Source organism: Leclercia adecarboxylata (assembly GCF_023639785.1).
Taxonomy (GTDB): Bacteria; Pseudomonadota; Gammaproteobacteria; order Enterobacterales; family Enterobacteriaceae; genus Enterobacter; species Enterobacter adecarboxylatus_D.
Genome location: NZ_CP098325.1, coordinates 1,291,871 through 1,312,841, shown reverse-complemented (window position 1 = coordinate 1,312,841; position 20,971 = coordinate 1,291,871). Strand labels below are relative to the sequence as shown.

Below are 20,971 nucleotides of genomic sequence, written 5' to 3'. Positions count from 1 at the left end.
TATCCTTTAATTAATCGACGTTCAGCGCGTCATTGACCAGATCTTGTTGCTGCTTCTGGTGAACGGACATATACCCTACCGCCGGAGAGGCGGAGGCCGGGCGACCTGCGTAACGCAGGGCAGACCCAAATGGAATCACTTCACGGAAATGATGCTGGCTGCAGTACCATGCGCCCTGGTTAAGCGGCTCTTCCTGGCACCAGACAAAATCATGTACGTGAGAATATTGTTTCAGCACTTCCTGCATCGCCTGATGCGGGAACGGATAAAGCTGTTCGATACGCACGATAGCGACATCTTTCTGGTCGTTCTTACGGCGCTGTTCCAGCAGGTCGTAATAAACCTTACCAGAACACATCACCACGCGTTTAACCGCCTGCGGATCCAGCTCATCAATTTCACCAATCGCCGGCAGGAAGGTACCGTTCGCCAGTTCATCCAGGGTGGAGACAGCCAGCGGGTGGCGCAGCAGCGATTTCGGTGACATGACCACCAGCGGACGGCGCATCCCGCGCAGCGCCTGACGACGCAGCATGTGATAAACCTGTGCCGGGGTAGACGGGACGCAAACCTGCATGTTCTGCTCGGCGCAGAGTTGCAGATAACGCTCCAGACGCGCGGAGGAGTGCTCCGGGCCCTGCCCTTCGTAACCGTGTGGCAGCAGCATGACCAGGCCACACATACGGCCCCACTTCTGCTCGCCAGAGGAGATGAACTGGTCGATAACGACCTGAGCACCGTTGGCGAAGTCGCCGAACTGCGCTTCCCAGATGGTCAGGGTACGTGGTTCTGCAGTGGCATAGCCGTATTCAAACGCCAGTACCGCTTCTTCTGACAGCACGGAGTCCCAGACCTTAAACTGGCCCTGGCCGTTATGCACGTGCTGCAGCGGGGTGTAGGTCGAACCGTTGGTCTGGTTATGGATCACCGCATGACGGTGGAAGAAGGTGCCACGACCCGCATCTTCACCGGACAGACGTACCGGAATGCCTTCATCAACCAGCGTTGCGTAGGCCAGGTTTTCTGCGCCGCCCCAGTCGAACAGTTTTTCGCCTGCTGCCATCGCCTGACGGTCAGCGTAGATTTTCTGCACGCGGGACTGCATCTCGATCGCTTCTGGTACGGTGCTGATGCGTTTTGCCAGCTCCTGCAGACGCTTCATCTCAACCTTGTTCGGGTAGCTCTCATCCCACTCGTGGTTGAGGTACGGCGACCAGGTAAAGGAGTGCATGTTCATCGGACGCAGCTCTTTCACCACGCATTCACCGGCATCCAGTGCGTCGCGGTAAAGGTTGACCATCTCGGTCGCGTCTTCCAGGGCAACAACCTTCTCCGCTTCCAGCTTGTCAGCATAGATTTTGCGCGGGGTAGGATGCTTTTTGATTTTCTGGTACATCAGCGGCTGGGTTGCACTCGGCTCGTCCGCTTCGTTATGACCATGACGGCGATAGCAGAAGAGGTCGATGAACACATCGCGTTTAAAGGTGTTACGGAAGTCCAGCGCCAGGCGGGTAACAAAGGCGACCGCTTCCGGGTCATCGGCATTAACGTGGAAAATAGGCGCCTGAACCATCTTACCGATATCGGTGCAGTATGGGGTGGAACGCGCATCCAGCGGGTTAGAGGTGGTGAAGCCGACCTGGTTGTTGATCACGATGCGAACGGTGCCGCCCACTTCGTAACCCCGCGCTTTGGACATGTTCAGGGTTTCCTGAACCACGCCCTGCCCGGTTACCGCCGCATCGCCATGAATGGTGATTGGCAGAACTTTGTTGCTGCTCGGCTCGTCCAGTCTGTCCAGACGCGCACGCACGGAGCCGATAACCACCGGGCTGACGATCTCAAGGTGCGACGGGTTAAACGCCAGCGCCATGTGAACCAGGCCGCCCTGGGTTTCGATATCCGATGAGAAGCCCATGTGGTACTTCACATCACCGGTTCCGAGATGTTCTTTATGTTTGCCTGCGAATTCGTCGAACAGATCCTGCGGCTTTTTGCCCAGCACGTTGACAAGCACGTTCAGACGACCACGGTGCGCCATGCCCAGAACCACTTCACGGGTTCCGCTGTTGCCCGCGTGGCGGATCAGCTCTTTCAGCATCGGCACCAGCGCATCGCCGCCTTCCAGCGAGAAGCGTTTTGCACCCGGGAATTTAGCACCGAGATAACGCTCCAGACCTTCCGCTGCGGTCAGTTCGCTCAGGAAGCGCTTTTTCTCGTCGGCATTGAAAGTGGATTTACCGGCAACGGATTCAATACGCTGCTGGATCCAGCGTTTCTCTTCGGTTGAGGTGATGTGCATGTATTCCGCGCCGATGGAGCCGCAATAAGTTTGCTTCAGCGCCTCCAGCAGATCGCCGAGCTTCATCGTGTCTTTGCCGATAGCGAAAGAGCCTACGTTGAAGGTTTCCTGGAAATCTGCTTCGGTCAGGTCGTGATAAGCCGGGTCGAGATCGGCCACACGCTCTTGCTGCCACAGTCCCAGCGGATCCAGATTCGCATGCTGGTGGCCACGGAAACGGTAGGCGTTAATCAGCTGCAGGACTTTAACCTGCTTCGCATTGGTGTCAGGGTCGGAGACAGCGGAAGAGTAACGTGAGGCATCCTTCGCCAGACGACGGAAATAATCACGTGTTTTGGAATGAAATTGATCCGGTTTGACACCCGTTCCAGGTAACTCCTGGAACATAGAACGCCAGTTAGCGTCCACTGAGTCAGGGTCGGTTAAGAAGTCTTCATAGAGCTGTTCAATCCAGCTTTGGTTTGCACCAGAGAGGAATGAAGAGTCCAGCCAGGCTTTCATTGCGCCGTTCTGCATCGTGATCCCTTAAGCATTTTTATGCTTATTTCGCCGTAGAAACTACCACGCACACCACGTGTACGTGCCGGGGTTCACCTGCGAGCTCTTGTAGTTTGGCCCGCGAAGGAACCTTTAGAAACTGTCTAGACTTCAGGGCAGTTTTTAAAGGTTTCTGCAATCTATCCCCTCTCCCCTTTGGGGAGAGGGCCAGGGTGAGGGGAACAGCGCCCCCTCTTGTTACTTACGCACTGCGCTGCAGCAGCATCGACTTAATGTGGCCGATAGCGCGCGTCGGGTTCAGCCCCTTAGGACATACACTGACGCAGTTCATGATGCTGTGGCAGCGGAATACACTGAAAGCATCGCTCAGCCCTTCCAGGCGGTTGTCGGTTTCGGTATCGCGGCTGTCAATCAGGAAGCGATACGCTGCCAGCAGGCCAGCCGGGCCGATGAACTTGTCCGGGTTCCACCAGAACGACGGGCATGAGGTCGAGCAACATGCACAAAGAATACACTCATACAGGCCATCGAGTTTTTCACGCTGCTCTGGCGACTGTAAATGCTCGCGAGCGGGTGGATTTTGCCCATTATTCAACAAGTAAGGCTTAATCTTCTCATATTGTGCATAGAATTGCCCCATGTCCACCACCAAATCGCGGACAACCGGCAGACCAGGCAGAGGTCGGATCACGATCTTCTGTCCTGGACGGTTGAGCGCAGAGATCGGCGTGATACAGGCCAGACCGTTTTTGCCATTCATGTTCAGACCGTCAGAGCCACACACCCCTTCACGGCAGGAACGACGGAATGACAGTGTCGGATCCTTTTCTTTCAGCTGCATTAAGGCATCCAGCAGCATCATGTCACGGCCTTCTTCCGCTTCCAGGGTGTAATCCTGCATGTGCGGAGCGTCATCTACATCCGGGTTATAACGATAAACTGAGAATTCGAGTTTCATTGTCCTGTCTCCGCATTAATAAGTACGAATCTTCGGCGGGAACGCCGGACGCAGTTTCGGTTCCATATTGACGCTACGACGTGTCATGGATTCCGACTCTGGCAGGTACAGGGAATGGCACAGCCAGTTTTCGTCGTCACGATCCGGGAAGTCGAAGCGGCTATGGGCGCCACGGCTTTCGGTACGGAAGTTTGCAGAGACCGCCGTCGCGTACGCGGTTTCCATCAGGTTGTCCAGTTCCAGACACTCGACGCGCTGGGTGTTGAACTCGCTGGACGTGTCGTCCAGACGGGCATTTTTCAGACGCTCGCGGATCGCTTTCAGCTGCTCAAGCCCTTTTGCCATCGCGTCGCCTTCACGGAACACCGAGAAGTTGTGCTGCATGCACTCCTGCAGCGCTTTACGGATTTCCACCGGATCTTCGCCGTTGCGGTTGCCGTTCCAGCGGTTGAGACGTTCCAGAGAGGCGTCGATATTCGCTTCGGTAGCATCACGCAGCGGACCTTGCTCGGCAATGGACTCCTGCAGGTGCAGACCCACCGCACGGCCAAACACCACCAGGTCGAGCAGCGAGTTGCCGCCCAGACGGTTCGCACCGTGTACGGATACGCAGGCGATTTCGCCTACCGCGAACAGGCCCGGGATCACCACATCTTCGCCCTGCTCGTTCACGGTCAGCGCCTGGCCGGTCACTTTGGTCGGAATACCGCCCATCATGTAGTGGCAGGTTGGGATAACCGGAATCGGCTCTTTAACCGGGTCGACGTGAGCGAAGGTGCGGGACAGCTCCAGGATACCCGGCAGACGGGATTCCAGAACCTCTTTACCCAGATGGTCAAGTTTCAGCTTGGCGTGTGGACCCCACGGGCCGTCACAGCCGCGACCTTCACGGATTTCGATCATGATGGAACGCGCCACCACGTCACGACCCGCCAGGTCTTTCGCATTCGGTGCATAACGCTCCATGAAGCGTTCGCCGTGTTTGTTCAGCAGGTAACCACCTTCACCACGGCAGCCTTCTGTCACCAGAACGCCCGCACCGGCGATGCCGGTAGGGTGGAACTGCCACATCTCCATATCCTGCACCGGGACGCCCGCACGGATAGCCATACCTACGCCGTCACCGGTGTTGATATGGGCGTTAGTGGTGGACTGGTAAATGCGGCCTGCACCGCCGGTTGCCAGCACGGTTGCGCGGGCTTTGAAGTAGACCACTTCACCGGTTTCGATGCACAGGGCGGTACAACCGACCACTGCGCCATCTTCGTTTTTAACCAGATCCAGCGCATACCACTCGGAGAAGATAGTGGTTTTGTTCTTCAGGTTCTGCTGATACAGCGTGTGCAGCAGGGCGTGACCGGTACGGTCTGCCGCTGCCGCTGTACGTGCCGCCTGCTCGCCGCCGAAGTCTTTCGACTGGCCGCCAAACGGACGTTGATAAATGGTACCGTTCTCCAGGCGGGAGAATGGCAGACCCATATGGTCCAGCTCCAGAATCGCTTCCGGGCCGGTCTTACACATATATTCAATGGCGTCCTGGTCACCGATGTAGTCGGAGCCTTTCACCGTGTCGTACATATGCCATTCCCAGTTATCATCATGGGTATTACCGAGCGCAACGGTGATGCCACCCTGCGCGGATACGGTATGGGAACGGGTCGGGAATACTTTAGAGAGCAGCGCACAGGTCTGGCCGCTCTGGGAAATTTGCAGCGCCGCGCGCATACCTGCGCCGCCGGCTCCAATCACTACAGCGTCAAATTCTCTGACTGGAAGTTTCATCACACACCCCACACCACAACAAATCCATAAATTACGTAAACCACCAGTGCAACGACGATAGCCAGCTGCAATGCGAGACGAATTGCCATCGGTTTAACGTAGTCGGTCAGTACCTGCCACATGCCAATCCACGCGTGGATCAGGATGGAGAACAGCGCCAGCAGGGTAAATACCCTGGTGAAAGCAGAACCGAAGAAGCCGGTCCAGATTTCCCAGGTCAGATCGCCGCTGGTGGCAAAGAAGCCGATCATGTAGATGATGTAGAGGGTGAGAACGATAGCGGTAGCACGGACCAGAATGAAGTCATGTACGCCGTTGCGTCCTAATGCGGAGGCGTTGCTTACCATACGAGAACTCCTGCGAGAAGTGAAAGCACGACAGTGATAACAAAGGAGATGTTAGCGGTACGCTTGCCGGTTTCGAAGGTCTCTTCCAGATAGCCGAAGTCCATCAGCATATGACGAACGCCGCCGACGACGTGATAAGCCAGCGCGGTCAGGATGCCCCACATGATAAATTTCACGAAGAAACCATTCATGATGTCGGAGGCCTGCTGGAATCCTTCCGGAGACGAGAGACTGGTACCCAGCAACCATAACAGGATACCCACCGCGACAAACGTGATCACACCGGATACACGATGAAGGATGGACGCTATTGCCGTTACGGGGAATCGGATCGTTTTCAGATCCAGATTGACAGGTCTTTGTTTTTTCACATTTCTTATCATGAATAACGCCCACATGCTGTTCTTATTGTTTCCTTCCTCCGGACTGCGATGCGGGTCAGACAGCGTGCCTTTTATATAACTGTGCGTCATGCAAAACATTGCTTCCAGATGCTCAAATGACACGTTACAACGCTGGTTGGCTCGGGATTGCAGGGTTTTCCGGAGACCTGGCGGCAGTATAGGCCGTTCACAAAATCATTACAATTAACCTACATACAGTTTGTCGGGTTTTATACGGAACAGTGATCAGGGTCACGATAACAACATCTTTTTAATTTTTAATCATCTGATTTGACAAATGTTAAACATTATTGTTACAAACATCACCAGAAAAGGCATATAATGCGCAAAAGTTATGAGGTCTCTCTTTCACCTGAGAATAAGTTATGTAACAGTGTGATGGTATTGACCGAAGTTATCAGGACAGTTATTAGTGATATACAGGTTTGAATAATTCGGACTGCGCAGACACTGATTTGCTGTTATTTCTCTGATTTCTCATTTGTTTACCTGCTAGCGCCATTGCTCTGTACCCTGGTTTCTCCTCGTGAGCTGAGCGGCGAGCCAAATAACAAACTGGTAACAATGATAAGTCAGCTGAATGCAAATCCGGTTATGGGCAGTCTTAAGCAATAAGGCGCTAAGGAGACCGTAAATGGCTGATACTAAGGCAAAACTCACCCTAAATGGTGACGCTGCTATCGAACTGGATGTGCTAAAAGGCACGCTCGGTCAGGATGTTATTGATATCCGTAGTCTTGGTTCTAAAGGTATGTTTACCTTTGACCCTGGTTTTACCTCCACCGCATCTTGCGAGTCCAAAATCACCTACATTGACGGTGACGAAGGTATCCTGCTGCACCGCGGTTTCCCCATCGACCAGTTAGCGACTCACTCCAATTACCTGGAAGTGTGCTACATCCTGCTGAACGGCGAAAAGCCGACGCAGGAACAGTACGATGAGTTCAAAACCACCGTTACCCGTCACACCATGATCCATGAGCAGATTACCCGTCTGTTCCATGCCTTCCGCCGCGATTCACATCCAATGGCGGTAATGTGCGGGATCACCGGCGCGCTGGCGGCGTTCTACCATGACTCGCTGGACGTGAATAACCAGCGTCACCGCGATATCGCCGCGTTCCGCCTGCTGTCCAAAATGCCAACCATGGCAGCGATGTGTTACAAATACTCCATCGGACAGCCGTTTGTTTATCCACGTAACGACCTCTCCTACTCAGGTAACTTCCTGCGTATGATGTTCGCCACGCCGTGCGAAGAGTACGAAGTTAACCCGGTTCTGGAACGCGCCATGGATCGTATCCTGATCCTGCACGCTGACCACGAGCAGAACGCATCTACCTCTACCGTGCGTACCGCTGGCTCCTCCGGTGCGAACCCGTTTGCCTGTATCGCAGCAGGTATTGCCTCCCTGTGGGGACCGGCGCACGGCGGCGCGAACGAAGCGGCACTGAAGATGCTGGAAGAGATCAGCTCTGTTGAACACATTCCGGAATTCGTACGCCGTGCGAAGGATAAGAATGACTCCTTCCGCCTGATGGGCTTCGGTCACCGTGTTTACAAAAACTACGATCCGCGCGCAACCGTCATGCGTGAAACCTGCCATGAAGTACTGAAAGAGCTGGGCACCAAAGATGACCTGCTGCAGGTGGCGATGGAGCTGGAACACATCGCGCTGAACGACCCGTACTTCATCGAGAAGAAACTTTACCCGAACGTCGATTTCTACTCCGGTATCATCCTGAAAGCGATGGGCATTCCGTCTTCCATGTTCACCGTTATCTTCGCGATGGCGCGTACCGTGGGCTGGATTGCACACTGGAACGAAATGCACACCGAAGGCATGAAAATTGCGCGTCCTCGCCAGCTGTATACCGGCTACGAGCAGCGTAATTTCGAGTCTGACGTGTCCAAACGCTAACAGCAGGGCAGCCTGATGCCCTCACCCCGGCCCTCTCCCACGGGAGAGGGTGCATACATAAAAAACGGTAACCCTTGGGTTACCGTTTTGCTTTTACCTCCGCCACCCGGCTTTTTTTATGTCTGACATTGCGGGCACCAGTAAAACGGGCGCGACGACAGCGTCGTTTTCTCAATCACCCCACCGCAGCGCTCACACTTTTTCCCCGCGCGATGAAACACCTTAAAACGAAACAGTGCCCCGTGATGCTTTTTGTCATTCACTACGCCGCGCGTGTTGTACGACAGTCTGGGGATCCCCAGCAGCGCCCCGGCAAGTGCATCAAGTTGCTCTTCAGATAGCTGTGACGCCTTGTGCTGCGGAGCCAGCCCCACCTCCCACAGGATCTCGACCCGCAGATAGTTGCCCAGCCCGGCCAGAAACGACTGGTCCAGCAGCAGCCCGGAAAACTGGCGATTGCGGAATTTTGCCGATAGCAGCCGCGCTTTCACATCCTTTGCCGTCAGGCGTAAATCCAGCACGTCCGGCCCCACCCGCTGCAGGAAGGGATGGGTGGTGAGTTGTTCTGGCTGCAGCATCTCAATATCCGAGGCGCTGTAAAGCAGAATGGTTTTATCCGCCGTCTCCAGCCTGACGCGCAGCACCCGGGTTGTCTCCGGTATTTTACCGGTATCCACCACCCGCCAGACGCCATACAGCTGGTTATGGCTGTAGAGCGTCAGCGCATTGGAGAAGTGGGTGAGCAGCGCTTTACCGCGCGTCTCCAGATGCGTAACCGTCTCGCCAATAAGCCGGGACTCAAAGGGTTTTAACTGAGGAAAAGCAAACCATACGTCGGTAAGGGGTTTGCCTTTTATCGCCGCCTCCAGGCTATCCGCCGCCCGGCGGATCTCTGGGCCTTCTGGCATTGTGTCTCCTTTCTAATGCGTCGCGCCGCCTGCCACTTTGATGTCATGCTCCTGATGCAGCGCCACCGCAATGGCGATTTCCAGGGCCTGCTTCACGGTTTGCGTTGCCATGCTCGGGGCGCCCGGGTGCGCTGCCGCCTGCTCGGGCAGATAAGGAATATGGATAAACCCGCCCTTAACGTCCGGGCTGTTGGCCAGCTTGTGCAGCACGCCGTACATCACATGGTTGCAGACGAATGTCCCCGCCGTCTGGGAAACAGAAGTAGGAATACCGGCTTCACGCAGCGCCGTCACCATCGCCTTGATCGGCAGGGTGCTGAACCAGGCCGCCGGGCCGCCATCGACAATGGCGACATCCACCGGCTGTTGCCCGCGGTTATCCGGGATACGGGCGTCATCAACGTTTATCGCCACCCGCTCAACGGTCACATCCACCCGGCCCCCGGCCTGGCCAATCGCCAGCACAACCGAGGGCTGCAGCGCATCAATGGCCGCGTTCAGCACCTCTAACGACTCGCCAAATACGCAGGGCAGTTGCCGCGCCACTACGCGACAATCGTCAATAATCGTACCATCAAGCTGTTTCACCACTTCCCAGGACGGGTTAACGGTCTCGCCGCCAAAGGGCTCAAAGCCGGTGATTAAAACGGTTCGCATCATTTCTCCTTACAGGAACATCAGGAAGTAGAGCAGGAAGACGTTGGCGATCAGCAGCAGTACCCCGGTCGGCACCTGCGCCTTGATTACCGCATTTTTATCGGGCAGCTCCAGCAGCGCGGCGGGCACGATGTTGAAGTTGGCCGCCATCGGCGTCATCAGCGTGCCACAGTAGCCCGAGAACATACCAATCGCCGCCATTACCGCCGGATTCCCGCCGTGCTGCAGCACCAGAATCGGGATGCCGATCCCCGCGGTCACTATCGGGAACGCGGCAAAAGCGTTACCCATGACCATTGTTAACAGCGCCATCCCCACGGCATAGACCGCCACCGCGATAAACCGGCTGTCGACTGCCAGATACGTCTGGGTGAGGTAAGAAATGCCCTCCCCGACGCCAGCGGCGGTAAACAGCAGGCCAAGAGTGGCGAGAATTTGCGGCAGAATAAAGGCCCAGCCGATAGAGTCGAGCAGACGGCGCGCCTCCTGTACAGGCTGATGCACTTTCTCATGGGTCATTTTGACCGCCATCGCCAGGCCAATGAGCGAGCCGACGGTCATTGAGAACAGCGTCACCAGCGTCGAGTGGTTGCCCGGCCCGAACAGCGTCTCCTGCAGGCCCGGAATGTGGTTAAACATCAGCACGCCCACCACCGTCACCACCGGAATGGCCAGCGCCGGTAAGAAGAGGCGATTGCCCAGACGCTTCGCGCTGCTCTCGCGTTCTTCTGCCGTGCGCTGGTGGTAGCTCCCGAGCCGCACGCCGCCAAAACCGGCGATCAGCGCAAGGACAACCACCGCCACACCCACCCCGATATGAACGGTGCGCTTATCGCCCACCAGATCGTATGTCCAGTTACCGAGCAGGAACAGCAGGCCGTAAATGCCCCAGAACAGACCGGTGGTGATGCGCCGCGGGTTGGCTTTATCGCGAAACGACATCAGCGCCACGATGAGCAGGATCAGGCCCGCCAGCCAGTAGAGATAGCTTTGCTGGAAATTCATTTCACCTCTCCCTGCACTTTCGCCAGTTCGCGCTCCAGGTGCTTATCCAGGCGGTAGAGTCGGGTGGCGTGGATCGCAAAGGCGCAGAGCGCGGTCGGGATCCCCCACAGGGCAATGTGCAGCGGCTCGGTCTGGATGCCGCCGGATTCCAGCATGAAGTTATGCATAAAGATGATGGCGCCAAAGGCAACGAAGATGTCTTCGCCAAAGAACAGCCCGACGTTATCGGTGGCCGCCGACATGGCCCGCAGGCGATAGCGTACTGCGCCCGGCAGCTCGCCATATCGCTTCTCGGCCGCCCCTTCTGCCATCGGTGCCAGCAGCGGACGTACCATCTGCGGATGTCCACCGAGGCTGGTCAGCCCCATCGCCGCCGAGGCTTCGCGGACGAACAGATAGACGATCAGCAGACGTCCGGCGGTGGCGCTGTGGATCTTCGCGATCCACGCCTGAGCCCGCTCTTTCAGGCCATGGCGCTCCAGCAGACCGATAACCGCCAGCGGGATCAGCAGGATATAAGGCAGGTTGCGGGTGTTCAGGAACCCTTCACCCAGTTTTTCCAGAATAGTGGCGATGGGCATATGCGCTGCCAGGCCGGTGACGATCCCGGCGACTATGACCACCAGCACCGGGTTAAAGCGTAAAAGAAACCCGACCACAATCACCGCGATACCGATGAGTGGCCAGAGGGAAAGCGTCTCTGCCATGTTCTCTTTCCTGTTGTGTTGTTTTGTGTTGTGTTTTTTGCCGTGCGTTACGCACTGATTTTTATATTATTTGCTGCAAATTCCTGGCGCAGGCGACGTGCAAAGTCGAGCGCATGTTCCCCGTCACCGTGGATGCACACCGTCTGCGCATGCACGGTAGCCCATTCACCGGTGATACTTTTCACCCGCCCCCGCTGGATCATCTCCATAGTTTGCGCCAGAGACTGCTCTTCATCGGCGATCAGCGCGCCGGCCTGGGTCCGCGGCACGAGACTACCATTCGCCTGATAACCGCGATCGGCAAACACCTCTTCCCGGGTGATCAGGCCATAGCGCGTCCCGGCGCGGATCAGTTCGCTCCCGGCCAGCCCGACCAGGATCAGATCCGGATCGACGGTCGAGACGGCGCGGGCGATCGCATTGGCGAGCTCAGGATCTTTCGCCGCCTGGTTATAGAGCATGCCGTGGGGTTTCACGTGACGCAGCTGCCCGCCCTCGGCGCGAACGATCGCCGCCAGGGCGCCAATCTGATACAGCATTTGTGCGTACACCGTTTCCGGCGGCAGGTTCATCGCCGTGCGGCCGAAGTTCTCCCGATCCGGGAAGCTGGGGTGGGCCCCGATGGCCACCCCGTTTTTCAGCGCCTCGCGCACGCAGGCAAGCATGGTTTCGGCATCACCGGCATGAAACCCGCAGGCAATATTGGCTGAGGATACCAGCTGTAAAAGCGCGGCATCGCTGCCGCACCCTTCACCCAAATCTGCATTTAAATCAACCGCGATCATGCAACCTCCACGCCAGCTGTTCGATGTATTGCTTCTGGATGCGTCGCGCCTCCAGGGCCTCTTCTAGGGTACAGGGGACAAAGTGGATCGGTTGTCCGAGCGGAGCCTGGGCCAGGTGATACATATCCGCCTCAATGATGCAGGCGATACGCGGATAGCCTCCGGTGGTCTGGGCATCGTTCATCAGAATAATAGGCTGACCGTTATGCGGCACCTGAATGACGCCCGGCAGCAGGCCATGGGACAGCATTTCACGCTCGGTGGTGCGCGCCAGTTTTTGCCCCTGCAGACGGTAGCCCATCCGGTTACTTTGCGGGCTAAGCTGCCAGGGCAGTCGCCAGAGCGCATCCTGCGAGGCCTGATCGAATTCGTGGTATTCGGGCCCTGGCAAGGCGCGCACGCGGTTATCCCACAGGAGCTGTTTCACGCCCTGAGCTTCACGGAAGTCGCGGCCTCCGGTACGGACCTGCAGGCGGTCGCCATCTTTCAGCAGGCGCCCTTCATGTCCGCCGAGCCCCACCTTCAGGTCCGTGCTCAGGGAGTTCATCACCTGCGGCACGTCGATGCCGCCCGCGATCGCCAGATAGCTACGCATGCCGCGGCGAGGGCGATTTAGGGTGAGCTGCTGCCCTGCTTTTGCCGGCAGCCGCCAGCCGGTCCAGACCGCGGCCCCATCAAGGCGGGCATCGCAGCCTGCCCCGGTCAGGGCAAACCAGCCGTCTCGTTCAAATTCGAAAGTACATTGTCCAAGCGTGATCTCCAGCGCGGCATCGTCCGGATCATTGCCCACCAGCAGATTACCAATCTGCAATGCCGGTTTATCCAGCGCACCGCAATAGCTGATGCCCGACTGGCGAAAACCGATGCGTCCGCCGTCCTGCACCGAGGTATAGAGCCCGGCGCGAATAATTTTTAGCATACCCCCTCCTTCTGCGGGATAAACCGCACGGTATCCCCCGGACGCAGCAGCACCGGCTCGTCGCGACGGGGATCGAACAGCGGCAGAGAGGTGTGCCCGATCAGCTGCCAGCCGCCAGGCGTGGCTAAGGGATAGATCCCGGTCTGCGCCCCGCCAATGCCCACTGAACCCGCAGGAACCTGCAAGCGGGGTTCGGCGCGGCGTGGGGTAGCCAGCTGCTCAGGCAGCCCGCCCAGGTAAGGGAAACCCGGCTGAAAACCTAAGAACCAGACCACATAATCCACGGATGAATGGAGCTCCACGACCTGTTTCTCCGATAGCCCGGCATGCCGGGCCACTTCGCCAAGATCGGGGCCCGCGGCCGTACCGTACACGACGGGGATGTCGATGGCGCGGGAGTCAGGCTCTAGCGCCTCGCTCTCTTCCCACCAGCGCTGCAGCCGCTCGATAGCATCCAGCGCCACGGAGTGGGGATTACGCAGCACCACGGTAATGTTATTCATCCCCGGAATGGCTTCCACCACTTCAGGGATTTCACCCAGTCGCTGGGTCAGGCGCCAGATCCGTTTTTGCGTCGCCAGGGTTACCGGCGGCTCCAGCTCCAGTACGACGGCGGTTTCGCCTAGCAGATAACAACGTGCTCGCTGCACTTAATACCTCTCATCAGGCTGGATTAGGGATATCCACAAAGGTGACATCCAGGTCGGTGGTTTCTGTCAGCCATTCGCTGAGGGCGCGAATACCGCCGCGTTCCGTGGCGTGGTGGCCTGCTGCATAGAAATGAAGCGCCTGCTCACGGGCGGAGTGAATGGTCTGCTCGGACACTTCGCCGGTGATGAACGCATCGACGCCAAAACGCGCCGCGCTGTCAATGAAGCTCTGTCCGCCGCCGGTACACCAGGCTACGCGTTTAACCGTATCCGGCCCGGTATCGCCGCTCCACAGCGGACGACGCCCCAGGCGTGCTTCGATCCAGGACGCCAGTTCCAGACCCGGTACCGGCATGGAGAGCTCACCCCAGGGCACCAGCGGTTCGATTTCACCCATGATGGTAATGCCGAGCAGCGCCGCCAGCTGGGCGTTGTTCCCCAGTTCCGGGTGCGCGTCCAGCGGCAGATGCCAGCCATAAAGGTTGATGTCGTTTTCCAGCAGGGTCTTCAGGCGATTACGCTTCATGCCGCGAATAACCGGGGATTCCCCTTTCCAGAAATAGCCGTGGTGAACGATGACCGCATCGGCACTCTGGCGCACCGCCTCATCAATCAGCGCCTGGCTTGCCGTTACGCCGGTGACAATCTTCTGCACCTTCTCACGTCCTTCCACCTGCAGGCCGTTCGGGGCGTAATCGCTAAAGCTGGCGCTGTTGAGTTTGTCGTTAATCAGTCTTTCCAGTTCACTGTTTTTCATTATGATTCTCTTAAGCTTTACGGGCGGCTTCATACGCTGCCAGCGTGGCAACGCGCGCCTGTTTATGGTCGACAACCGGGCGCGGATAATCGAGGGTCACGCCCTGTTTGTCCGCCCAGGTCCAGGGATCGTGGATGGCCTTGTCCGATACGGTGGCCAGCTCCGGCAGCCAGCGGCGGATAAACACGCCGTCGGCATCAAACTTCTGCCCCTGGGTTGTCGGGTTAAAAATACGAAAATAGGGTGCTGCATCGGTTCCGGTGGAGGCTGCCCACTGCCAGCCACCGTTATTGGCGGCCAGGTCGCCATCGATCAGCTGCGACATAAAGTAACGTTCCCCGGCACGCCAGTCGATAAGCAGATCTTTGACCAGAAAGCTGGCGGTGATCATGCGCAGGCGGTTGTGCATCCAGCCGGTTTCATTGAGCTGGCGCATGGCGGCATCGACGATGGGATAGCCGGTCTGGCCAGATTGCCACGCCTTCAGCGACGCATCCTCAGCCTGCCACTTCACGTTATCTGTCCAGCGGATGAACGGCCGATATTTACATAAATCAGGGTGATACGTCATCAGGTGACGGTAAAACTCTCGCCAGATAAGCTCATTAAGCCATACGGAACCCGGCCCCCCCTCCAGCGCCTGCGGCTGTTCTGCCAGCAATCTGTGCAGGCACTGGCGGGGAGATAGCACCCCCAGCGCCAGACAGGCGGAGAGACGGCTGGTGCCCTCGATGGCCGGAAAATCACGCTGCGCCTCATACTCCCCTGCCCCCTGTTGGCAGAACTGACGCAGGCGGGCAATGGCTTCTTTCTCGTTCGCCGGAAAGAGATCGGTGTCGAATGCCTTTTTTGGATAGTCGAAATCCAGTGCCGTCGGGGTAATCTTTTCGCCTTCCCGGGCGGCAGGCGCCGCCGCACATTCGGGCAGCCCCTCTTTCAGCCGCCGCAGCCAGGCATTTTTAAACGGCGTAAAGACCTTGTACATCTCGTGATTGCCGGTCATCACGCTCCCTGGGGGGAGGATCACGCTGTCGTCAAAGCCCTGACAGGTTATGCCCTCCAGCGTGCGCTCCAGGTGGCGATCCCGCTGCTGCTCGTTGAGTTCGTACTGGTAGTTATAAAAGAGATGGGTGACATTATGCGTGTCGCAAAGTTGGGCGACTTTCTCACCCTGGGCGGCGAAATCAGCCACCTGCTCATACAGCAGCGGAATGCCTTTATCGGCCAGCTGCTGTTGCAAATCGTTGAGATGGGCATGAATAAACGCGGCCTGGCGTGGGGCCATAGCATGCTGCTGCCACTGTTGTGGCGTGGCGATGAATAGCGCCAGCACGCGGGCATTTTTGTCGCGACAGGCGGCGGCAAGCGCCAGGTTATCGTGGATGCGCAGATCGGCGCGAAACCAGACCAGATGGGTGGCCATAACACTCCATTATTATCGTCTGTAACATCTACAAGTCACCGAGGATACTTTGCTTTAACAAGTGTAGCCATACTGAAATAAAAAAGGCCGCCCTGATGGCGGCCTTAACGCTACTTGTCCTGCGTGATTGAAGTCATGGCAACGAGCACCGTTGGATCGTCACTTCTGACCACAAAAACGCTGGCGACAATGAACGCGATACACAGATAGCGATTCATTATGCGGTCCCTGCAAACTCACCGCTCCACCGTTCACCACCGGTGATAATCCGGCAGACACAAGTTCTGGAAGAACCTGATTTACGGCTGTGAATACACCTTCCCCGGGACCGGTGCCCATTTGCGAGATGGCGGAAAGGGACGACACATCATAGTCAACATCATGGGTTACAGGCAGACCGCCACAGCCCTTTCAGAATTCATTTAGATTGCGCACATTTCGCCTGAGAGTGGTTAAGGATATGATGTTGTCCTCTGGAAGAGCCTGGTAGCTTATCCCAACGGACCGCGAATCCCGAGGGATAAAAAAACCGCCACATTGCTGTGGCGGTTTTTTTATTACTGCAATGGCTGTGTGTAGTCTTTCTTAGTAAAAATCACAAACGGCTTTTTCAGCCTGATCCATCCACACCGGTTTATCGCTGGTTTTAGCCCAGACGCGATGTAGATAGCTGTAAAAACGAGCACGATCTTTCCAGAAAAGCATGACTGGTAACGCCAGAACACCCGCTAACACAGCGAAAGTGCGGCGAATAAAAACGATATGTGCCGGATACGCTTTGTAAAATTCCATCATTTTCTCCCCTTTCTCTGGCCGGAAACCCTCTCCGGAAAAGTAAAATTGATTAACTGATGAAAATAGTAACGCTTTGGCTGTAATTTTACTACTCATCCGACCACTCTTTTTTATTCATTTAGTGAATATTTACACTTCACCCCGTAATTTAGTTACATAAAAGTTAAATTAATACTAACCATTAGTTAAATTATGGTCTTAGCCATTTTTATACTTTTTTTACACCGCCTCCTCTGATTTTTGCGAAATCTTTGCGCCAGAAAATTTACCGTTTGCACCACGACTAATGTCACCCGGAGGTGAATTGTGAGTGCAGGTATCATTGCGGGCATTGCGCTGGTGTTTCTGTTACTGGGGTATCTGATTTATGCCCTGCTTCATGCGGAGGCGTTCTGATGGCCGCTCAGGGATTTCTGCTTATCGCCAGCTTCCTGCTGGTGCTGATGGTGCTCGCCCGACCGCTGGGGATGTGGCTGGCACGTATGATTAACGGCCTGCCGCTGCCAGGGGTACAGACCATTGATGCGGGGCTACTGCGCCTGTCAGGGATCCGCACCGATGAAATGGACTGGCGGCACTACCTGCTCGCTATCCTGCTGCTGAACGGAGTAGGACTGGTCGTCCTTTTCGCCATACTGATGCTTCAGGGCTCGCTGCCGCTCAACCCGCAGCAACTCCCCGGGCTCTCCTGGCATCTGGCGCTCAATACCGCCGTCAGTTTTGTCACTAACACTAACTGGCAGTCCTATGCCGGTGAAACCACCCTGAGCTATTTCAGCCAGATGGTGGGGCTGACGGTGCAAAACTTCCTTTCTGCGGCGAGCGGCATCGCGGTGATCTTCGCCCTGACCCGCGCCTTTGCTCGTCAGAATGTCACTACGCTAGGCAATGCCTGGGTTGACCTGACCCGCATTACCCTGTGGATATTGCTACCGCTGTCGCTGCTCATCGCGCTGCTGTTTATCCAGCAAGGTGTGTTGCAAAACCTGTTGCCGTACCAGCCGTTCACCTCGCTTGAGGGGGCAAAACAGCTACTGCCTATGGGGCCGGTGGCTTCTCAGGAGGCGATCAAAATGCTCGGTACCAACGGAGGTGGCTTCTTTAATGCGAACTCTGCCCATCCGTTCGAGAACCCGACCGCGCTGACAAACGCCGTACAGATGCTGGCGATCTTCCTGATCCCCACCGCGCTCTGTTTTGCTTTTGGCGAGGCGGTCAGCGATCGCCGCGAGGGACATGCGATCCTCTGGACCATGTCCGCCATCTTTGTGGTCTGCGCGGCGCTGGTGATGTGGGCGGAGTGGCAGGGCAATAGCCACTTCATGCTGCTGGGTGCGGACAGCAACAGCAATATGGAAGGTAAAGAGAGCCGCTTTGGCATTCTCGCCAGCAGCCTGTATGCAGTGATCACAACCGCTGCCTCATGTGGGGCAGTCAACAGCATGCACGACTCCTTCACTGCCTTAGGCGGGATGATCCCGCTGTGGCTGATGCAGATTGGGGAAGTGGTGTTTGGCGGCGTCGGCTCCGGCCTGTACGGCATGCTGCTGTTTGTGCTGCTGGCGGTGTTTATTGCCGGACTGATGATTGGCCGCACCCCGGAATATCTGGGCAAGAAAATCGACGTGCGCGAAATGAAGCTGACCGCCCTGGCGATCCTCGTCACCCCGGCGCTGGTGCTGCCCGGTACCGCGCTGGCGCTGATGACCGACGCCGGACGCAGTGGCATCTTCAACCCCGGGATCCACGGCTTCAGCGAGGTGCTCTACGCCGTGTCGTCGGCGGCCAACAACAACGGCAGCGCCTTTGCGGGCCTGAGCGCCAACTCGCCGTTCTGGAACTGCCTGCTGGCGTTCTGCATGTTGATCGGCCGCTTTGGCGTGATTGTGCCGGTGATGGCTATTGCCGGCTCGCTGGTCAATAAGACCCGCCAGCCCGCCTCTGGCGGCACCCTGCCAACCCACGGCGCGCTGTTTGTCGGTCTGCTGATCGGCACCGTCCTGCTGGTCGGTGCCCTTACCTTTATTCCCGCCCTCGCATTAGGCCCGGTTGCGGAACATCTCTCTTTACGCTGATTTTATGGAGTATTCGTCATGAGTCGTAAGCAACTGGCCCTGCTCGAACCTTCTCTTGTTCGCCAGGCGCTGATGGATGCGATAAAAAAATTAGATCCGCGCGTACAGTGGCGCAATCCGGTGATGTTTATCGTCTGGCTGGGGAGCTTTTTAACCACCCTGCTTGCCATAGCCATGGCGGGCGGGTTACTGGCCGGGAGCGCCACCTTCACCGCAGCAATCAGCCTGTGGCTGTGGTTCACCGTGCTGTTTGCCAACGTTGCCGAAGCGCTGGCGGAAGGACGCAGTAAAGCCCAGGCCAACAGCCTTAAAGGGGTGCAGAAGACGGCATTCGCCCGCAGGCTGCGCGAAGCGAAATACGGTGCGGAAACCGACAGGGTGCCGGCGGATGCGCTGCGCAAAGGCGACGTCGTACTGGTCGAGGCCGGAGACATCATCCCCTGCGACGGGGAGGTCATCGAAGGGGGAGCCTCGGTGGATGAGAGCGCCATTACCGGGGAGTCCGCACCGGTCATCCGTGAGTCCGGGGGCGACTTCGCCTCGGTCACCGGCGGGACGCGTATTCTTTCCGACTGGCTGGTGATCCAGTGCAGCGTCAATCCAGGTGAAACCTTCCTCGACAGGATGATCGCCATGGTGGAAGGTGCCCAGCGGCGTAAAACCCCAAATGAAATTGCCCTGACCATTCTGCTGGTGGCGCTGACCATCGTCTTCCTGCTGGCGACGGCAACCCTGTGGCCCTTCTCGTCCTATGGCGGGACGGCGGTGAGCGTCACCGTGCTGGTGGCCCTGCTGGTCTGTTTGATCCCCACCACCATCGGGGGCCTGCTGTCCGCCATCGGCGTGGCGGGCATGAGCCGGATGCTGGCGGCCAACGTCATTGCCACCAGCGGGCGGGCCGTCGAGGCGGCAGGGGACGTCGACGTGCTGCTGCTGGATAAAACCGGCACCATTACGCTGGGGAACCGTCAGGCCTCTGAGTTTCTTCCCGCGCCGGGCGTGGATGAAAAAGCGCTGGCCGACGCCGCACAGCTCGCTTCACTGGCCGACGAAACGCCGGAAGGCCGCAGCATCGTGGTTCTCGCCAAGCAGCGCTTCAACCTGCGTCAGCGCGACGTTCAGAGCCTGCATGCCACCTTTGTCCCCTTCACGGCGCAAACCCGGATGAGCGGGATTAACATTCAGGATCGCCTGATCCGCAAAGGCTCAGTGGATGCCATTCGCCGTCATATCGCGGCCAACAACGGCCACTTCCCGCCACAGGTAGATGCCCTGGTGGAAAGCGTCGCCCGACAGGGGGCCACGCCGCTGGTGGTAGCGGAAGGCGCTACCGTGCTGGGGGTGATCGCCCTGAAGGATATCGTCAAAGGGGGCATCAAGGAGCGCTTTGCCCAGCTGCGTAAAATGGGCATCAAAACGGTGATGATCACGGGGGACAACCGACTGACCGCCGCCGCCATTGCTGCCGAAGCGGGTGTGGATGATTTCCTGTCCGAAGCAACGCCGGAAGCCAAGCTGGCGTTAATCCGCCAGTACCAGGGAGAAGGTCGGCTGGTGGCGATGACCGGTGACGGCACTAACGACGCCCCGGCGCTGGCCCAGGCGGACGTGGCGGTAGCGATGAACTCCGGTACCCAGGCGGCAAAAGAGGCCGGGAATATGGTCGATCTCGACTCGAACCCCACCAAGCTGATCGAGGTGGTACACATCGGTAAACAGATGCTGATGACCCGGGGCTCGCTCACCACCTTCAGTATCGCCAACGACGTGGCGAAATATTTCGCCATTATCCCGGCGGCCTTTGCAGCGACTTACCCGCAGCTGAACGCCCTGAACGTGATGCATCTCCACTCCCCCGCCTCGGCAATTCTGAGCGCGGTGATCTTCAACGCGCTGATCATTATCTTCCTGATCCCGCTGGCACTGAAAGGCGTGAGCTACAAGCCGCTCACTGCCGCCGCCATGCTGCGCCGCAACCTGTGGATTTACGGCCTGGGTGGGCTGGTAGTGCCCTTTATCGGCATCAAAGCGATAGATGTCGTGCTCACCCTGTTTGGGCTGGTTTAAGAGGAAAATCA

At 57.4% G+C, this 20,971-nt stretch carries 20 protein-coding genes; 5 read left to right on the top strand and 15 right to left on the bottom strand.

Annotated features, from left to right (window positions below):
* Positions 1 to 10 precede the first annotated feature (10 nt).
* From sucA to sdhC, 5 genes are all read right to left on the bottom strand, one after another.
* On the bottom strand, positions 11 to 2,818 hold the full coding sequence (sucA, locus tag NB069_RS06120; protein ID WP_250588553.1) for a 2-oxoglutarate dehydrogenase E1 component: 2,808 nt from the start codon (positions 2,816 to 2,818) through the stop codon (positions 11 to 13).
* Between the two features lie 223 nt (positions 2,819 to 3,041).
* Positions 3,042 to 3,758, bottom strand: coding sequence for a succinate dehydrogenase iron-sulfur subunit SdhB (gene sdhB / locus NB069_RS06115; protein WP_039029333.1), 717 nt, complete (start codon positions 3,756 to 3,758; stop codon positions 3,042 to 3,044).
* Positions 3,759 to 3,773: 15 nt separating this feature from the next.
* Positions 3,774 to 5,540, bottom strand: coding sequence for a succinate dehydrogenase flavoprotein subunit (gene sdhA, locus NB069_RS06110; RefSeq protein ID WP_039029332.1), 1,767 nt, complete (start codon positions 5,538 to 5,540; stop codon positions 3,774 to 3,776).
* Positions 5,540 to 5,887 (bottom strand): succinate dehydrogenase membrane anchor subunit, encoded by a 348-nt coding sequence (sdhD, locus tag NB069_RS06105; RefSeq protein WP_250588552.1) that lies wholly within the window; start codon positions 5,885 to 5,887, stop codon positions 5,540 to 5,542. The genes sdhA and sdhD overlap by 1 nt, the downstream gene beginning before the upstream one ends.
* Positions 5,881 to 6,285 (bottom strand): succinate dehydrogenase cytochrome b556 subunit, encoded by a 405-nt coding sequence (gene sdhC, locus NB069_RS06100; protein ID WP_039029416.1) that lies wholly within the window; start codon positions 6,283 to 6,285, stop codon positions 5,881 to 5,883. Before sdhC ends, sdhD begins: the two co-directional genes overlap by 7 nt.
* A 327-nt stretch (positions 6,286 to 6,612) precedes the next feature.
* Between sdhC and NB069_RS22600 the strand changes: the two genes are divergently transcribed.
* Positions 6,613 to 6,720 carry a hypothetical protein gene (locus tag NB069_RS22600; RefSeq protein ID WP_418936630.1) on the top strand — a complete coding sequence of 36 codons (108 nt, stop codon included), beginning with the start codon at positions 6,613 to 6,615 and terminating at the stop codon, positions 6,718 to 6,720.
* Positions 6,721 to 6,925: 205 nt separating this feature from the next.
* Positions 6,926 to 8,212: a citrate synthase gene (locus tag NB069_RS06095; RefSeq protein ID WP_250588551.1), complete on the top strand. Its 1,287-nt coding sequence runs from the start codon at positions 6,926 to 6,928 to the stop codon at positions 8,210 to 8,212.
* A gap of 116 nt (positions 8,213 to 8,328) precedes the next feature.
* Here the strand turns inward: NB069_RS06095 and nei are convergent, their stop codons facing one another.
* From nei to NB069_RS06045, 10 genes are all read right to left on the bottom strand, one after another.
* Positions 8,329 to 9,120: an endonuclease VIII gene (gene nei, locus NB069_RS06090; protein ID WP_250588550.1), complete on the bottom strand. Its 792-nt coding sequence runs from the start codon at positions 9,118 to 9,120 to the stop codon at positions 8,329 to 8,331.
* Positions 9,121 to 9,132: 12 nt separating this feature from the next.
* On the bottom strand, positions 9,133 to 9,777 hold the full coding sequence (gene pcp, locus NB069_RS06085; protein WP_250588549.1) for a pyroglutamyl-peptidase I: 645 nt from the start codon (positions 9,775 to 9,777) through the stop codon (positions 9,133 to 9,135).
* Positions 9,778 to 9,786: 9 nt separating this feature from the next.
* On the bottom strand, positions 9,787 to 10,782 hold the full coding sequence (locus NB069_RS06080; RefSeq protein WP_250588548.1) for a DUF979 domain-containing protein: 996 nt from the start codon (positions 10,780 to 10,782) through the stop codon (positions 9,787 to 9,789).
* Positions 10,779 to 11,489, bottom strand: a complete 711-nt coding sequence (locus tag NB069_RS06075) for a DUF969 domain-containing protein (RefSeq protein WP_250588547.1) — start codon at positions 11,487 to 11,489, stop codon at positions 10,779 to 10,781. The genes NB069_RS06080 and NB069_RS06075 overlap by 4 nt, the downstream gene beginning before the upstream one ends.
* A gap of 47 nt (positions 11,490 to 11,536) precedes the next feature.
* Entirely contained in the window at positions 11,537 to 12,271 is a 735-nt protein-coding gene (gene pxpA / locus NB069_RS06070) for a 5-oxoprolinase subunit PxpA (protein WP_250589460.1), read from the bottom strand.
* A complete protein-coding gene (gene pxpC, locus NB069_RS06065; RefSeq protein ID WP_250588546.1) occupies positions 12,261 to 13,193 on the bottom strand; it encodes a 5-oxoprolinase subunit PxpC in 933 nt (310 codons plus the stop codon). The genes pxpA and pxpC overlap by 11 nt, the downstream gene beginning before the upstream one ends.
* On the bottom strand, positions 13,187 to 13,843 hold the full coding sequence (pxpB, locus tag NB069_RS06060) for a 5-oxoprolinase subunit PxpB (RefSeq protein WP_250588545.1): 657 nt from the start codon (positions 13,841 to 13,843) through the stop codon (positions 13,187 to 13,189). Before pxpB ends, pxpC begins: the two co-directional genes overlap by 7 nt.
* Positions 13,844 to 13,856: 13 nt before the next feature.
* The gene (locus NB069_RS06055) at positions 13,857 to 14,600 is read right to left on the bottom strand and encodes a type 2 GTP cyclohydrolase I (protein ID WP_250588544.1); all 744 of its coding nucleotides are present in this window, start codon (positions 14,598 to 14,600) and stop codon (positions 13,857 to 13,859) included.
* A gap of 10 nt (positions 14,601 to 14,610) precedes the next feature.
* Positions 14,611 to 16,023, bottom strand: coding sequence for a deoxyribodipyrimidine photo-lyase (phrB, locus tag NB069_RS06050; protein ID WP_250588543.1), 1,413 nt, complete (start codon positions 16,021 to 16,023; stop codon positions 14,611 to 14,613).
* Between the two features lie 585 nt (positions 16,024 to 16,608).
* Entirely contained in the window at positions 16,609 to 16,815 is a 207-nt protein-coding gene (locus NB069_RS06045) for a YbfA family protein (RefSeq protein ID WP_039029414.1), read from the bottom strand.
* Between the two features lie 309 nt (positions 16,816 to 17,124).
* Between NB069_RS06045 and kdpF the strand changes: the two genes are divergently transcribed.
* From kdpF to kdpB, 3 genes are read left to right on the top strand one after another with little or no spacing between them, the layout of a single operon-like run.
* Positions 17,125 to 17,214 carry a K(+)-transporting ATPase subunit F gene (kdpF, locus tag NB069_RS06040; RefSeq protein ID WP_250588542.1) on the top strand — a complete coding sequence of 30 codons (90 nt, stop codon included), beginning with the start codon at positions 17,125 to 17,127 and terminating at the stop codon, positions 17,212 to 17,214.
* Complete coding sequence (gene kdpA, locus NB069_RS06035; RefSeq protein WP_250588540.1) at positions 17,214 to 18,893, top strand: potassium-transporting ATPase subunit KdpA; 1,680 nt, start codon at positions 17,214 to 17,216, stop codon at positions 18,891 to 18,893. Before kdpF ends, kdpA begins: the two co-directional genes overlap by 1 nt.
* Positions 18,894 to 18,911: 18 nt before the next feature.
* A complete protein-coding gene (gene kdpB, locus NB069_RS06030) occupies positions 18,912 to 20,960 on the top strand; it encodes a potassium-transporting ATPase subunit KdpB (RefSeq protein WP_250588539.1) in 2,049 nt (682 codons plus the stop codon).
* Positions 20,961 to 20,971: the final 11 nt, after the last annotated feature.

Excerpts from the sequence above, each read along its gene's own strand:
- sucA (WP_250588553.1), bottom strand. The coding sequence starts at position 2,818 with ATGCAGAACGGCGCAATGAAAGCCTGGCTGGACTCTTCATTCCTCTCT.
- sdhB (WP_039029333.1), bottom strand. The coding sequence starts at position 3,758 with ATGAAACTCGAATTCTCAGTTTATCGTTATAACCCGGATGTAGATGAC.
- sdhA (WP_039029332.1), bottom strand. The coding sequence starts at position 5,540 with ATGAAACTTCCAGTCAGAGAATTTGACGCTGTAGTGATTGGAGCCGGC.
- sdhD (WP_250588552.1), bottom strand. The coding sequence starts at position 5,887 with ATGGTAAGCAACGCCTCCGCATTAGGACGCAACGGCGTACATGACTTC.
- sdhC (WP_039029416.1), bottom strand. The coding sequence starts at position 6,285 with ATGTGGGCGTTATTCATGATAAGAAATGTGAAAAAACAAAGACCTGTC.
- NB069_RS22600 (WP_418936630.1), top strand. The coding sequence starts at position 6,613 with ATGCGCAAAAGTTATGAGGTCTCTCTTTCACCTGAGAATAAGTTATGT.
- NB069_RS06095 (WP_250588551.1), top strand. The coding sequence starts at position 6,926 with ATGGCTGATACTAAGGCAAAACTCACCCTAAATGGTGACGCTGCTATC.
- nei (WP_250588550.1), bottom strand. The coding sequence starts at position 9,120 with ATGCCAGAAGGCCCAGAGATCCGCCGGGCGGCGGATAGCCTGGAGGCG.
- pcp (WP_250588549.1), bottom strand. The coding sequence starts at position 9,777 with ATGCGAACCGTTTTAATCACCGGCTTTGAGCCCTTTGGCGGCGAGACC.
- NB069_RS06080 (WP_250588548.1), bottom strand. The coding sequence starts at position 10,782 with ATGAATTTCCAGCAAAGCTATCTCTACTGGCTGGCGGGCCTGATCCTG.
- NB069_RS06075 (WP_250588547.1), bottom strand. The coding sequence starts at position 11,489 with ATGGCAGAGACGCTTTCCCTCTGGCCACTCATCGGTATCGCGGTGATT.
- pxpC (WP_250588546.1), bottom strand. The coding sequence starts at position 13,193 with ATGCTAAAAATTATTCGCGCCGGGCTCTATACCTCGGTGCAGGACGGC.
- NB069_RS06055 (WP_250588544.1), bottom strand. The coding sequence starts at position 14,600 with ATGAAAAACAGTGAACTGGAAAGACTGATTAACGACAAACTCAACAGC.
- phrB (WP_250588543.1), bottom strand. The coding sequence starts at position 16,023 with ATGGCCACCCATCTGGTCTGGTTTCGCGCCGATCTGCGCATCCACGAT.
- NB069_RS06045 (WP_039029414.1), bottom strand. The coding sequence starts at position 16,815 with ATGGAATTTTACAAAGCGTATCCGGCACATATCGTTTTTATTCGCCGC.
- kdpA (WP_250588540.1), top strand. The coding sequence starts at position 17,214 with ATGGCCGCTCAGGGATTTCTGCTTATCGCCAGCTTCCTGCTGGTGCTG.
- kdpB (WP_250588539.1), top strand. The coding sequence starts at position 18,912 with ATGAGTCGTAAGCAACTGGCCCTGCTCGAACCTTCTCTTGTTCGCCAG.